Annotated in this window: 14 protein-coding genes; 6 read left to right on the forward strand and 8 right to left on the reverse strand. The window is 70.0% G+C overall.

The features are described from left to right. Positions 1–102: 102 nt before the first annotated feature. The 3 genes from DMC64_RS40765 to DMC64_RS40775 all read right to left on the reverse strand — a co-directional run bounded on the left by DMC64_RS40765 (position 103) and on the right by DMC64_RS40775 (position 2,818). Complete coding sequence (locus DMC64_RS40765) at positions 103–519, reverse strand: DUF3040 domain-containing protein (RefSeq protein ID WP_037343159.1); 417 nt, start codon at positions 517–519, stop codon at positions 103–105. 197 nt (positions 520–716) lie between these two features. After that, positions 717–1,934, reverse strand: coding sequence for a DNA polymerase IV (dinB, locus tag DMC64_RS40770; protein WP_125737909.1), 1,218 nt, complete (start codon positions 1,932–1,934; stop codon positions 717–719). A gap of 149 nt (positions 1,935–2,083) precedes the next feature. Next, positions 2,084–2,818, reverse strand: coding sequence for a methyltransferase domain-containing protein (locus DMC64_RS40775; RefSeq protein ID WP_125737862.1), 735 nt, complete (start codon positions 2,816–2,818; stop codon positions 2,084–2,086). A gap of 109 nt (positions 2,819–2,927) precedes the next feature. Here DMC64_RS40775 and DMC64_RS40780 point away from each other — a divergent pair, with 109 nt between their 5' ends. The 5 genes from DMC64_RS40780 (at position 2,928) to DMC64_RS40800 (ending at position 7,767) form a co-directional block, all read left to right on the forward strand. Continuing rightward, entirely contained in the window at positions 2,928–3,794 is an 867-nt protein-coding gene (locus DMC64_RS40780) for a ParA family protein (RefSeq protein ID WP_007029346.1), read from the forward strand. Positions 3,795–3,800: 6 nt separating this feature from the next. Next, positions 3,801–4,604, forward strand: a complete 804-nt coding sequence (locus DMC64_RS40785) for a DNA-formamidopyrimidine glycosylase family protein (RefSeq protein WP_125737863.1) — start codon at positions 3,801–3,803, stop codon at positions 4,602–4,604. Between the two features lie 124 nt (positions 4,605–4,728). After that, complete coding sequence (add, locus tag DMC64_RS40790; RefSeq protein WP_125737864.1) at positions 4,729–5,778, forward strand: adenosine deaminase; 1,050 nt, start codon at positions 4,729–4,731, stop codon at positions 5,776–5,778. 355 nt (positions 5,779–6,133) lie between these two features. Further along, the gene (locus DMC64_RS40795) at positions 6,134–6,694 is read left to right on the forward strand and encodes a GNAT family N-acetyltransferase (RefSeq protein ID WP_037343152.1); all 561 of its coding nucleotides are present in this window, start codon (positions 6,134–6,136) and stop codon (positions 6,692–6,694) included. A 23-nt stretch (positions 6,695–6,717) separates the two neighbouring features. Next, a complete protein-coding gene (locus tag DMC64_RS40800) occupies positions 6,718–7,767 on the forward strand; it encodes a quinone-dependent dihydroorotate dehydrogenase (RefSeq protein ID WP_125737865.1) in 1,050 nt (349 codons plus the stop codon). Here the strand turns inward: DMC64_RS40800 and DMC64_RS40805 are convergent. From DMC64_RS40805 to DMC64_RS40820, 4 genes are all read right to left on the reverse strand, one after another. Continuing rightward, a complete protein-coding gene (locus tag DMC64_RS40805; RefSeq protein ID WP_125737866.1) occupies positions 7,727–9,361 on the reverse strand; it encodes an amidase family protein in 1,635 nt (544 codons plus the stop codon). The genes DMC64_RS40800 and DMC64_RS40805 overlap by 41 nt on opposite strands. Before the next feature lie 366 nt (positions 9,362–9,727). Beyond that, positions 9,728–10,711, reverse strand: a complete 984-nt coding sequence (locus tag DMC64_RS40810; protein WP_125737867.1) for a hypothetical protein — start codon at positions 10,709–10,711, stop codon at positions 9,728–9,730. 73 nt (positions 10,712–10,784) lie between these two features. Further along, on the reverse strand, positions 10,785–11,627 hold the full coding sequence (locus DMC64_RS40815; RefSeq protein ID WP_007029352.1) for a PspA/IM30 family protein: 843 nt from the start codon (positions 11,625–11,627) through the stop codon (positions 10,785–10,787). Between the two features lie 220 nt (positions 11,628–11,847). After that, a complete protein-coding gene (locus DMC64_RS40820) occupies positions 11,848–12,729 on the reverse strand; it encodes an RNA polymerase sigma-70 factor (protein ID WP_125737868.1) in 882 nt (293 codons plus the stop codon). A 168-nt stretch (positions 12,730–12,897) separates the two neighbouring features. Between DMC64_RS40820 and DMC64_RS40825 the strand changes: the two genes are divergently transcribed. After that, the gene (locus DMC64_RS40825) at positions 12,898–13,374 is read left to right on the forward strand and encodes a carboxymuconolactone decarboxylase family protein (RefSeq protein WP_125737869.1); all 477 of its coding nucleotides are present in this window, start codon (positions 12,898–12,900) and stop codon (positions 13,372–13,374) included. A 51-nt stretch (positions 13,375–13,425) separates the two neighbouring features. On the opposite strand, the gene DMC64_RS40830 is transcribed toward DMC64_RS40825, so the two are convergent. After that, the gene (locus DMC64_RS40830) at positions 13,426–13,875 is read right to left on the reverse strand and encodes a helix-turn-helix domain-containing protein (protein WP_037343144.1); all 450 of its coding nucleotides are present in this window, start codon (positions 13,873–13,875) and stop codon (positions 13,426–13,428) included. Positions 13,876–13,956 lie beyond the last annotated feature (81 nt).

Genomic DNA, 13,956 nt, shown 5'->3' on the forward strand with positions numbered 1-13,956 from the left:
TGAGCCGAGGGAAGGAGGCCTTCACGCGCTAGAGCCCGGGCAGGACAACGCGAACATGCCGGCAGGGGCATCGCCCTGCCGGCATGTTCGCGTGTGTGAGAGCTATTGCTCCTCGAAGCGCTGGCGGAAGCGCTCTTCCATGCGCTGGGTGAACGAGCTCCGGCGCGTGGACGACTTACCGCCGCCACCTCCGCCGCCACCCGGGCCACCGCTGTCCTTACCGCCCTCCGCTTCGGCTCCTTGCCGAATCGATGTGACGGCCATCATGACTCCGAAGAACATCACGAGGAACCCGAGCACGCTGATCACTGGGATCTCGGCCACCCGGATGTTGACCACCACGCCGAGCACCAACAGTGCGACGCCCACTACGAACAGGGCGATGCCCTGCAAACGCCGTCGGCGGGCGGGGCGGCGCAACCGGGTGCCTCGCACCGTGGATGCGAACTTGGGGTCCTCGGCATAGAGCTCGCGCTCGATCTGATCGAGCAGCCGCTGCTCATGCTCGGAGAGTGGCATCTTTCCTCCTCCGGCACAGCTGTCGCGGGCGCCGGGCCGCGCAACGTCATGGACCCAACAGACAACCCCAGGCGGGGTGTCTCTGTCCAGGATACGAGCCCCGCGCTCGTCCGACTACCCGATCCCGTATCCAGAAGGGATCGAATTGGCCGAAACCACCCGACTCGGCTCTCTCGAAGACGACCGAGCAGGCGATGTCACTGGTCACGGGGGGTCAGCAGTGACGCGGGCCGCACCGCGGCGGCACCGAACTTCGACCTCGCGACGTCGGCGGCGACTTCCGCATCCCGCCAACGGGGTTCGGGAGATGCGAAAAGCAGCTGTTCTCCACTACTCTCCGTGTCCAATCCCTCGACTCTTACGCCGATCAGGCGGACTGCGCCCGTCGGCGCGTGCTCGGTGAGGAGCTCGACGGCCGTGCGGTGGATGTCGCGGGCCACATCCACCGGGACGGCGGTTGTCCTGGCACGGGTGATGGTCTTGAAATCCGCGAACCGGACCTTGATCGACACCGTCCGCCCGCGAAGGCCCCGGCGGCGCAAGGTGGCGGCGACGCGCTCCGACAGCCGGAGCAGTTCCAGCCCGAGCGCCGAGCGGTCGTGGAGGTCGACGTCGAAGGTCACCTCGGCGCCGACCGACTTGTCCGGTGACTCCGGGATGACCTTGCGGTCGTCGTGCCCGTTCGCGAGGGCGTACAGATGCTCCCCCAGTGCCCGCCCGAGCGAGCGCCGCAGCCTGGACAGCGGGGCGGCGGCGACGTCGGCGATGGTGTCGAGCCCCTGCTGCCGCAGATGCTCCTCGGTGCGCTTGCCGACGCCCCACAGCGCCGACACGGGCAGCGGGTGCAGGAACGCGAGCGTCTCGGCCGCCGGGACGACGACCATGCCGTCCGGTTTCGCCATCCCGGAGGCCAGCTTCGCGACGAACTTGACCTTCGCGACGCCGACCGAGCAGCTGATCCCGAAGTCGGCGGCCACCCGCTCGCGGATCCAGGCCCCGAGCCGCGCGGGCGAGGAGTCCAGCCGTTTGAGCGCCCCGCTGACGTCCAGGAAGGCCTCGTCCAGGCTCAGCGGCTCCACCAGGGGCGTCAGCTCGCGGAAGATGCCCATGACGCCCTGGGACACCTCGCCGTAGAGCCCGGGTGTCGGGGTAATGCAGATCAGCTGCGGGCAGAGCCGTTTGGCCGTCGAGAACGGCATGGCCGACCGGACGCCGAACTCGCGCGCGGCGTAGCTCGCGGCGGCGACGACCGACCTCGGGCCGCCACCGGAGACGACCACCGGCTTGCCCACCAGCTCCGGGCGGGTGCGCAGCTCACAGGACACGAAGAAGGCGTCCATGTCGACGTGCAGCAGGCCGCAGCCGGTGTCGTCGGGCCAGGTGGTGGCCCCGGTCGTCACGCGGTAGCGGGCCATCCCTCCGGGCAGTTCAGCGTTTCGTCCCACGGGCAGACGCTAGCCCGGGCCACCGACAGTTCCCCGCTTCGAGTGTCATGAAAGGGTCGTTCAGGACATTTCTCGTCCTGAACGACCCTTTCATGACATCCGGAAGGGCTCCGCGACGATCAGGCCGGACGGCGGGCCAGCAGGTGCAGCCGGCTCGCGATGTCCCGCAACGGCGCGACCGACGCCGCCGCCAGCTCGAACTCGGCCAGGTCCTCTTCCCGCACCCCGCCGGGCACGAAGTCCGCCACGACGCCGTCGCCCTGCAGCGAGGTCACCTCGAGGCCGACCTCGACCAGCTGGGCGCGCAGGGCCTCGGCGTCGAAGCGCCGCAGCACGGTCTCCCGGCCGCCGCCGAGCACGCCGCTTTCGGCTGCGAGCAGCTCCCGCGCCTCACCGAGACGTCCGGCCAGCGCGCGCTGCAGGATCGCGGCGTGCCGGTTCGCCACCAGCACCGAAACCGCGCCGCCGGGTTTGACCGCGGCGGCCAGCGCGGCGAGCACGAGCGCCGGGTCGTCGACGACCTCCAGCAGGCCGTGCGCGAGGACGAGGTCGGCCGATCCGGCGGCGACGTGGGCTCCGAGCGCGTCGGAGTCGTCGGCGATCACCGTGATGCTTCCGGAGACGCCCTCTTCTTCGGCGCGGCGGCGCAGGGTCGCCAGCGCGTTGGGGTTCGGTTCGACCACGGTCACCAGGCAGCCCGCCGAGGCCAGCGGCACCGCCCAGCCGCCGCTGCCGCCGCCGACGTCGACGACGTGCGGCTGTTGTGCGCCTCGCGCCCGTGCGGCCCGGAGTTCTGCTTCGAGAACCCGGCGAACCGCCCCCGATCCCCGCGTGGCCACGGTGTCCGTCTTCATAAACGCACAGGGTAATGCCCGCCTTCGCCGGCCCGTCGGGTGTAGTCCGATGCGGTGTTCGACACCTTGCCAAGGGGCCACCCCGCGGACTGCCCGTAGGCTGTATCGAGTGCACACGGTCGCTGTTCTCAGCCTGAAGGGTGGCGTCGGTAAAACGACGGTCGCCCTCGGTGTCGCGTCCGCCGCGCTGCGTAGGGGCGCCCGGACCCTCGTGGCCGACCTCGACCCGCAAGGCAACGCCACCACCTCGCTGGACCCGCCCTTCACCGATCGCACACTGGCCGACGTCCTCGAGACGCCGGTGCGTTCGGTACTCGAACGCGCGATCGCGCCCAGCGTGTGGAGCGACCAGATCGACGTGCTCGTCGGCGCCGAAGAGCTGGAGATGCTCAACGAGCCCGACGCCGACAGCCGCCGCCTGGAGAACCTCTCCCGCGCGCTCGACGAGCTGCACACGAACCCGTTGCGCGAGGAACCCTACGAACTGGTGATCCTCGACTGCCCGCCGTCTCTGGGCAGGCTGACCCGCTCCGCGCTGGTGGCCGCGGACAGCGCCCTGATCGTCACCGAGCCGACGATGTACGCCGTCTCCGGCGCGCGCCGCGCCCTCGACGCGATCGAGAAGATCCGCGAGGAGCAGAACCCGGGGTTGCGGCCGATCGGCGTCGTGGTCAACAAACTCCGGGTGCGCTCCTACGAGCACCAGTTCCGCGTGGCCGAACTGCGGGAGAACTTCGGCCCGCTGGTGATGCCGACGGCCATCCCGGACCGGCTCGCCGTGCAGCAGGCGCAGGGCGCGTGCAGCCCGATCCACGAATGGCACTCCCCCGGCGCGCAAGAGATCGCACTCACCTTCAACATGGTGCTGGCGAAGGTCCTGCGCTCCAGCCGGGCCGGACGGCATCGCGTCCGCGGCGAGGAAGAACCCGAGACCACCGAGGCGCCCGCCAAGCTGAGCGACACCGGCACGGGATAGCCGCCGATGCCCGAAGGCGACACCGTCTTCCTCGCCGGCAAGGTCCTCGACAAGGCGTTGGCGGGCAAGACCTTGCTGCGCGGCGAGTTCCGGGTCCCCCAGCTGGCCACGACGGATCTCGCCGGCCGTGACGTGCTCGGCGTCGGCACGGTCGGCAAACATCTGCTGACCCGTCTCTCCGGTGACCTCACCCTGCACAGCCATCTGCGGATGGACGGCAAATGGGACGTCTACCGGGCGGGCGCGCGCTGGCGGCATCCGGCGCATCAGGCGCGGGTCATCCTGGCCACCGACGAGCTGCAGGCGATCGGCTTCCGCGTGCACGACCTCGAACTCGTGCCCACGGATGAGGAAGACCGCCTGGTCGGCCACCTCGGCCCGGATCTGCTCGATCCACAATGGACGGATGAACTCGCGCAGCGGGCGGCGGCCGCGCTCGCCGCGGACCCGGACCGCGAACTGGGCGATGCCCTGCTGGACCAGCGGATCATGGCCGGGATCGGGAACATGTACAAGGTCGAGATGTGCTTCCTGCTCGGCGTCACGCCCTGGACACCGGTGTCCGAAGTGGACACGGCGAAAGCGGTCGCGCTCGGCCGCAAACTGCTGAAGAGCAACGCCTGGCGCACCTCGCAGACCACCACCGGGGATCTGCGGCGCGGCCGCGAACACTGGGTCTACGAACGGACCAAACAAGGCTGCTTCCGCTGCGGCGGACGGCTCAAGGTCGCGTCCCAAGGGCCGGGACACCAGGCGAGGCCGACCTGGTTCTGCCCGAAATGCCAGTCCGGGCCCGCTCCCGGCGGCTAAGCTGGACCCGTGACGCTGTTCAAGCTCCCGCTCTACGGGGCCGACACCGAACGCGGCGACCTCGCTCCCTGAGCCGTCCGCTTTCTCCGCACGTCACCTTTCACTTCTCCCAGGGAGCTTTGTCATGCCCGGAATCCTCACGGGCGGGGCGCTGCGCGCGTTCGTGCACGCCCTGCCCAAGGTCGAACTGCACGTCCACCTCGTCGGCTCGGCGAGCCTGCCCACGGTGCTGGAACTGGCCCGCCGACGGCCTTCCGCGGGAGTGCCGACCGAGCCTTCGGCACTCGCCGAGTTCTTCACCTTCCGCGATTTCCCGCATTTCCTCCGCAACTACCTGGCGGTGACGTCGCTCGTGCGCGACGCCCGCGACGTCCACACCCTCGTCACCGGGCTGGCGGCCGATCTGGCCGCGCAGAACGCCCGGTACGCCGAAGTGACCGTGACGCCGTACAACCACGTGCTCGACGGGATGTCGACGGACGATCTCCTCACCGGGCTCGCCACCGGACGGGCCGCGGCGCGGGCCGACCACGGGGTGGAACTGGCCTGGTGCTTCGACATTCCCGGCGAGAAAGGGGTCGTCGCCGGTCGCGAGACGGTCGTGTTCGCGCTCCGCGAACGCCCCGAAGGGCTGGTGTCCTTCGGGCTCGGCGGCCCCGAGGTCGGTGTCGGCCGCGCGCAGTTCGCCCCGTTCTTCACCGCGGCGAGGGAGGCGGGGTTGCACAGCGTCCCGCACGCGGGCGAGACCACCGGACCCGCCACCGTCTGGTCGGCGGTGCACGATCTCGGCGCCGAACGGATCGGGCACGGCGTCGGCGCGCACACCGATCCGGCGCTGCTGGAATACCTTGCCGTGCAACGGATACCGCTGGAGGTGTGCCCCACGTCGAATCTCCGCACCGGCCAGTTCCCCTCGATCGCGGCGCATCCGGTGCGGCGGCTGCTCGACCACGGGGTGACCGTCACGCTCAACACCGACGACCCGCCGATGTTCGGCGCCACCCTCGACGGCGAGTACGTGGCGGTGGCCAAGGCCCTCGGGCTGACGCCGGCCGAAATCGCCCTGTTCGCGAAGAACGCCGTGGAAGCCTCTTTTCTGCCCTCGGCGGACAAGACCGCACTGCTGCGGGAGATCGACGAAATCTTGTTGCAGGACCCCGAACTCCTCGCATAGCGTGGCGGTACACGAGAGAGGAGGTGGTCCAAAGTTGTATTCCAACAGGACTCGTGAGGTGGCTGTCCGCTAGCGGACCCCACGCGTAGGACTTCAGAGCAGCGATACAACGCAAGTTGGAGCCACCTTCGGCTCGTCGTCTCTGCTTCGCGTGATGCCTGCTAGCGAATACCAGGCAGTCACCGGGCCCCCGAGGTTCCCGAGCACCGGTCCGGCTCGGGCCCGGACGCCGATTCAGGCGTCCGGGAGCCGCCTCGGGGGTACCCCTATTTCCCGGGGTGCCGCCCGGCGCTCCAGAAGACCGTCCGCCGCGGTTCCGCCCCCGGAAACCCCGCGGACTGGATAGATTGACGCCATGCTGAGGCCCGATTTCCCGATCATCACCCAGCGACTGACCCTCCGCGCCTTCACCTCCGCGGATCTCGACGAACTCAACTCCTTCCAGTCCCGCGCCGACGTCGCCCGCTACCTCTACTGGGGCCCGCGCAGCCGGGCCGAATCCGCCGCCGCGCTCGCGAAACGGGTGCACAGCAGCAGCCTGTCGAAGGAAGGCCAGCTCCTCGCGGTGGCCGTCGAGCTGACCGAGACCGGGCAGCTGATCGGTGACCTGAACCTCGAGTACCTCAGCAGCGAGCACCGTCAGGGCGAGATCGGGTTCGTCTTCCATCCCGATCACCACGGCAAGGGGTTCGCCGCGGAGGCCGCCACCGAACTGCTGCGCCTCGGCTTCGAAGAACTGGGCCTGCACCGGATCATCGGCCGCTGTGACGGACGCAACACCGCGTCGGCCGCGCTGATGGAACGCCTCGGCATGCGCAAGGAGGCGCATCTGCGCGAGAACGAGGTCGTCAAGGGTGAATGGACCGACGAACTCGTCTTCGCGATGCTCGAAGACGAGTGGAAGGCGAAGCGCTAGAGCTCACCAGGCATGATGGGGCCGTGCTCTTCGACAAGATCGTCCGCCCCGCTCTCTACCGGGTCTCCGGCAGCGACCCCGAAACCGTGCACGAACGCACCATCGGCTCGCTCGCCAGGCTGAGCCGGGTCTCCCCCGCGCTCGCCGCGCTCGGCCGCGTCTACCGGACGGACGATCCGGTCACCTTCCTCGGCCTGCGCTTCCCCAACCGGGTCGGGCTCGCCGCCGGGATGGACAAGAACGGGCGCGCGCTGCACGCGTGGCCCGCGCTCGGTTTCGGTTTCGTCGAGGTCGGCACCGTCACCCGGCATCCGCAGCCGGGCAACGACAAACCGCGGCTGTTCACCCTCGCCCAGACCGACGCGGTGATCAACCGGATGGGCTTCAACAACGAAGGCGCCGAAGCGCTCGCCGCCCGTCTCGCCGCGACCGGGAAGCCGCCGGTGCCGCTCGGCGTCAGCATCGGCAAGTCCAAGGTGACCCCGCTCGACGAAGCCGTCGAGGACTACCGGTTCTCGCTGCGGGCCTTGTACCCGTACGCCGACTACTTCGCGATCAACGTCAGCTCCCCGAACACCCCGGGACTGCGCGCGCTGCAGGACAAGTCCGCGCTGGCCGAACTGCTCGCCGAGCTGCGCGAGACCTCGGCCGAACTCGCCGGCGACGCGAAGCCGACGCCGGTGCTGGTGAAGGTCGCCCCCGACCTCACCGACGAAGCGCTCGCGGAACTGCTGGAGGTCTGCCTCGAGCACGGGGTCGCCGGGCTGATCGCGACCAACACGACGTTGTCACGCGAAGGGATCGCCCCGCCCGAGGCCGCCGTCGGCGAGCAGGCGGGCGGATTGTCCGGCCGTCCGCTCACCGCGCGCTCGGTCGAGGTGGTGCGGTTCGTGCACGACGAAACCGGCGGCAAGCTGCCGATCATCGGCGTCGGCGGGATCTTCGACGCCGGCGCCGCCGCACGGATGCTCGACGCCGGCGCCGGTCTCGTCCAGCTCTACACCGGTTTCGCCCTGCACGGTCCCGGTCTGGTCAAGCGGGTCGCCCGAGGTCTCGCGGCCCGGCCGTACTGACGAACCTGAGGTAGGCACGCCAGCACTGGTACCGCGTCAGCTCCGTCGCCGTCGCGGTGGCCGCCTGGTCGCACAGGACGGCCAGCGGCGTTTCCCCGTTCTCCAGCCGGATCCGGCCCAGGACGAACGGCGCGGGCAGCGTGGCCGCGAAGGCGCCGAGAGCGGCGGGCGAGAGCCGCCAGCGTTCACCCGAAAGCATCGTGTGCTCGCCCGTCGCGCTCACCGGCACCACCCCCGGCTGGGGCGGATCGGTGGGCAGCAACAACATCCGGTAGCCCTCGGCGGTCTGGACCAGCCCGGTGAACCGCGCCCCGGCACGGACCAGGCTTCCGTTCAAGGGCTGACCGCGCAGATGCGCGCCGAATACGACGAGATCCGCACCCGGTGCGGGGTAAGGGAAATCGGCCTGTTCGTCGGTGAGCACGGCGGCCAGGTCGATGGCGACCTGGTCGTCGAACGGCCGCACCACCACCGACACCCCGTACGGCCCGAGATCCGACGGTGACGCCGGAACCGTGACGGCGGCGAGGTCGAGCAGGTTGACGAACGCCGTGAAGCGCTCCAGCCGCTTCGAGACACCGTCCGGATCGGACAACGCCTCGGAGACTTCGGGATGGTCCGCGACGGTCGGGAGCACGAGGGCGTCGTACTCGGACAGCATCCGGAGCGCGAGCATCCCGGCCTCGGCGACACGGTGCCTGTCGGCGGTGAAGCCGTCGTCGTGGATCAGCTCGCCGACTTTCAGCAGCGCCGAGACCTCCACGGTCTCCACGAGGGCGCCGGACGCCCTCAGCGCCGAAACCGCGCCGAGGAAGGCGGATCGGGACTGCAGCGAAAGGCCGGTGAGCGTGTCGGAGCCCGGGATCGCCACGCGCGGCCGGTCGCCCGCCGACAGCCGGACGTCCGGCGGCCAGTCGCGGGCGAGCGGGTCGATCCCGTCGGGACCGGTCATCAGTGCCAGCGCGCGCTGCCCCAAGGTGAGGCTGCGGGCGAACAGGGCGATCCCGCCGCACGGCGCGGCGCCGGTCTTCGGCACGAGACCCAGTGTCGGCTTCAGCCCGACGATCCCGTTGAGCGAAGCGGGAACGCGGCCCGCGCCCGCCGTGTCCGTGCCGACCGCGAGATCGACGAGGCCGAGCGCGACGGCGACGGCCGCGCCGCTGCTCGCGCTCCCGGAGACCCGGGCGGTGTTCAGCGCCGCGCTCACGGCGCCATAGGGGCTGCGGGTGTGCTCGAGGTCGCTGCCGAACCGGTCGCAGTTGGTCTTGCCGATCACGACCGCCCCGGCCGCGGTCAGCCGGGACACCGAGGTGGCGCCGGTACAGCAGACGTCCTCGCCCGCCGTGGGAAGACCGGCGACGTCGACCACGTCCGCGACCGCCACCAAGGTGCCCGCGAGCGGCAGGTCCGCGCCCGCGCGCAGCCGTTCATCGACGGCTTTCGCGTCCACGAGGGCGTCTTCCACCGGGCGGAGGGTGATCCAGACGTCGGGGCGGTCGACTTCGGCTATCCGGTCGTAAGCGGCTATGACGCGCTGGTAGGAGCTGGGAGGCGGGACGGGGGTCGGCTCTGGTTCCGGGGGGAGCGTCGTCACTGGGCGTCCTTTCCTCGGCGGGGACGAGAAAGACCACTGCGCGAGATCCACTGTGTCCGGTCCGCCACCCTGGGACGCCCGCTCACGCGGGCTGGGTTCAGGCCCGGGCTGGGATGAGCACTGCGTGCATGGGAGAAACGTTAGGCACCGCGGGTCGCCGTCACCAGCGGATTCGGGTCACGCGAGCGTTTCGGTACCACACAGTGAGCAGGTCGTTACGCAATGGAGTATTAGCGACGACGAATGAGACGATGGTCCAGGAAAGCGCCTGCTCAGACCGTACCCGTTTCCGGATCTCGCGTGATCGAAGGCGGAACTCGCGTGATTGAACAGCGATCTCGCGTGATCAGACGGACATGACCGCGATCAGGAGAGTTCGCGCAGGGCCATGGCGAGGCCGGCGAGCTTGTCGGTCGCGTCGGAGAGGGATTCCTTGGACGACGTCATGCCGTCCGAGCTCGCGGCGACGGTGTGCCCGGCGGCCGCGACGAGACCGCCGTAGCCGTCGAGACCGTCTTCGAGCTGGTCGCGCAGTTGCCTGATGGCGGCGTCGAGGGCGCCGCGTTCCCGCTCGGGTGCGGCGTCGCGGCCGCGTTCGATGGCCTGGATCCGGCCCGCCAGCCCGCGCAGGGCCTGTGCCGCCTCGGCGGCGGTGGTACGGGCGTCCGCGACGGCGATCTCCGAGACCGGCATGGTGCCGAGCGACGTCGGCTGCGAAAGCTGGCGAAGCAGCTCCGCCAGCGAAGCCTCGCTCTCGGCGAGGCGCTCCATCGGCTCACGCGCGACCGACCGCGCCGGGGGCAGCGGCGGCGGAGTGGCGGGGGCGGCGGGCAGCACCGTGCGGTTGAGCGTCCGCAGCCGCAGCCCCGACTTCACCCCGAAAGTCCCGAAGATGACGGCGAAGGCGCCGCCCGCGATGGCCTGGAGGACGTCGGCCTCACCGTTCTTCAACAGGCCGGTGCCCGCGACGACGGCGAACAGTCCACAAAGGAAGGTGAGGAGGATCCAGAACGTCAGCGCCCGCGAGGCGCGGCGTTTGCGTCGCTCCAGTTTGGCGGCGGGTTCGTTCCAGCGCGCCCATTTGGCCTTCGCGTCGGCCACGACCGGGATCTGCCCGGCGGCCATCGACGTCAGCTGCTGCGAGATCTTCGGCATGGCGGGCATCTGCGGCATCTGGGGGCGCGGCCGGGGCGGTGCCGGCTGAGCGGGCCGCGCTGAACCCTGTTCCGACGGCGGGATGTAGCGCTGCAGCTTCTCCTGCGCGCGCTGGGCGTAGTCGGGCAGCTTTTCGATGTGCTTCTCAAGCTTGGCGGTGAACTCCCCGAAGTCCTTGCGCCTGCCCTGCCCCATGCCCTCTCCCCTGTCTTCTGGTGAGACCGGTCCCGCACCCGCGCGGGGTGCGGGACCGGCTCCAGTTGGTGTGTCAGGCGGGGTTCTTGCCCTGTTCGGCCTGAACCCGTGCCTGGATCTCACGCTGAATGTCCGCGGAGCTCGACGCCTTCGGCGCGGCGGCGGTCTTGCCGTCGGTCACCTGAGCGACGGAGTCACCCTTCATGGACGCGCGGATCTGCTCCAGCCGCGAGTGCCCCGCGAGCTGCGTCGTGGAGGCCTGGACCTCCATCATCCGGCCCTGGACGGAGTTCTGTGCGAGTTCGGCCGAGCCGAGCGCGGTGGTGTAGCGCTTCTCGATCTTGTCGCGAACGTCTTCCAGCGACGGGGTGTTGCCCGGCGCGGCCAGCTGGCTCATCTGGTTCAGCGAAGCGGAGACCTGCTCCTGCATCTTCGCCTGCTCCAGCTGCGAGAGCAGCTTGGTGCGCTCGGCCAGCTTCTGCTGCAGCATGGTCGCGTTGCGCTCGACGGCCTTCTTCGCCTGCTCCGCAGCCTGAAGCGACTGGTCGTGCAGGGTCTTGAGGTCTTCGATGCTCTGCTCGGCGGTGACGAGCTGCGCGGCGAAGCTCTCCGCCGCGTTCTCGAACTCGGTCGCCTTCTGCTCGTCGCCCTTGGCACGCGCCTCGTCGGCGAGCACCAGCGCCTGGCGGGTCGAAGCCTGCAGCTTCTCCACGTCGCCGAGCTGGCGGTTCAGCTTCATCTCCAGCTGACGCTGGTTACCGATCACCGAGGCGGCCTGCTGGGTCAGCGCCTGGTGGTTGCGCTGTGCCTCCTCGATGGCCTGCTGGATCTGTACCTTCGGGTCGGCGTGCTCGTCGATCTTCGACGAGAACGCCGCCATCATGTACTTCCAGAACTTCACGAACGGGTTGGCCATCTCCTCCGCCTGCCTTCTCGCATCCCACGGGCTGTTACCTCGAGGTGGGGCGTCCCCTCTGTGATGTTGCAACGTCCCGACCCCGGCGTTGAGTTCCATCGTGTCAGGTCGGCGTCCCGCGTTCCAGGCGACCCCGACGGAATTCAGGGATACCCCTGACTGTGACGTCCACGACCTTTCGGGTTCACCTGCCGGTGACGGTGGGTGAAAACGACCGGAGTCAACGCCCCAGGACGGTCTCCTGGTCCATACGTGACAACTTCTCGGGGTTGCGCACCGCGTAGAGGCCGGTGACAAGACCGTCCTCGACCCGCAGCGCGACGACCGTGTCGACCTCCCCACCGAGCCGGAGGATCAGCGCGGGATGGCCGTTGACCTGCGCCGTGGCCATCGTCGCCGCCTCGTCGCGGACCGGACGGCTCGCGGCCAGCAGCGGCGCGACCAGCGCGGCGCCCACCACCGGCTCCAGCACGGCCTGCACCACGCCACCGCCGTCGCCGAGGAAGACGACGTCCGGTGACAGCACGTCGAGCAGTCCCTGCAGGTCACCGGTCCGGACCGCGCGGTGGAACGCGTCGAGCACGTCCTTGGTCTCGCCGGGGGACGCGGCACCGCGCGGCCGCCGGGCGGCGACGTGCGCCCGCGCCCGGTGGGCGATCTGGTGGACCGCGGCCTGGGTCTTGCCGACGGCTTCGGCGATCTCGCCGTAGGGCACGTCGAACACCTCGCGCAGCACGAACACCGCCCGCTCGGTCGGCGTGAGCGTCTCCAGCACCAGCAGCATCGCCATCGAGACGCTGTCGGCCAGCTCGACGTCGTCGGCCACGTCGGGGCTGGTGAGCAGCGGTTCGGGCAGCCAGGGACCGACGTAGGACTCCTTGCGGCGGCCGAGCGTGCGCAGTCTGCCGAGCGCCTGCCGGGTGGTGATGCGGACGAGGTACGCGCGCGGGTTCTCCACGGTGCCGAGGTCGACGCCCGACCAGCGCAGCCAGGTCTCCTGCAGGACGTCCTCCGCGTCGGCGGCCGAACCGAGCATCTCGTAGGCGACGGTGAACAGCAGGTTCCGGTGGGCGACGAACGCTTCCGTGGCGGTGTCGGACATGGACTCGCTCCTGTTCTCGGCGACGCGTGGCCCCCACCAGACGCCGCGTCTCCCCGATTCCTGACATGTCGAAGCCGTGGCGCTCGTCACGCCCCGAGCCTGTCAGCGCCGCCTGACCGGCGGCGTCTGGTGGTCGTTCGGCACACGACCACGAAAGAGGACGAGATCATGGATTCCCGTTTCGATCTGAACGGCACCGAGCTCGGCGCCAAGCTCGGCAAGCGCTTCGCGAACGTCAGTGTCGGCATCAAGGGTTCGACCCTGCCGAAGGTCACCCAGGAACTGGTGTCGCTGCGGGCCAGCCAGCTCAACGGCTGCGGGTTCTGCGTCGACGCCCACGCCAAGGACCTGGCGGCCGCCGGGGAACCCGCGGTCCGCGTCAACCTGGTGGCGGCCTGGCGTGAGTCGACAGTGTTCACCGAGGCCGAGCGGGCCGCGCTGGCGCTCGCGGAGGAAGGCAGCCGGATCGTCGACGCGCACCCGGGTGTCTCCGACGAGACCTGGGCCCGCGTGCGGAAGCACTACGACGACGATCAGGTCACCGCGCTGGTCTACCTGGTCGCGATGATCAACGCCGCCAACCGGCTGCTCGTGATCACGCGCACCAAGGGTGGCTCCTACCAGGCGGGCACGTTCGACAACTGACGGGAAAGGCCCCAGGCGGACTGCCTGGGGCCTCTTCCGTTCACAGCGTCGCTAGGCGGCGACCATCTTCGGTGCGGAGATCGTCGTCCGCAGCGCGGGGCTCATCCGCGGCGGCGGCGAGATCCGCAGGTCGGCCAGGTCGTTGCCGATCAGCTCGGACACCAGACGGCCGCCTTCGAGCTCGCCCGCTTCGGCGCTTTCCCGCTCCGGAGCGCGCCTCTTGCCCGCTTCGACCTTCTCGTCCACCGGGGCGACCTCGACGTTGTCCATCGCCGAGACGTCCGCCGCGACCTTGTGCAGGAGTTCGCCGAGCGGAAGGTCCAGGGCCTCGCAAATGGACGCCAGCAGCTCGCTGGACGCCTCCTTCTGCCCGCGCTCGACCTCGGACAGGTAACCGAGGCTCACCCTGGCGGCGCGGGAGATGTCCCGCAGCGTTCGACGCTGGTTCGTGCGGGCGTGTCGGAGCCGGTCGCCGATCGCCTCGCGCAACAGCACGGTCATCACGCGCCTCCCTTCCAGGACTGACTACCCCCTACGTTACCCAGAGCGGTGCCCTGGGCGCAGGTGTTGACACGGCAATAC

Origin of the sequence: Amycolatopsis sp. WAC 04197, assembly GCF_003947475.1 — a bacterium.
In the GTDB taxonomy this organism is placed as follows: domain Bacteria; phylum Actinomycetota; class Actinomycetes; order Mycobacteriales; family Pseudonocardiaceae; genus Amycolatopsis; species Amycolatopsis japonica.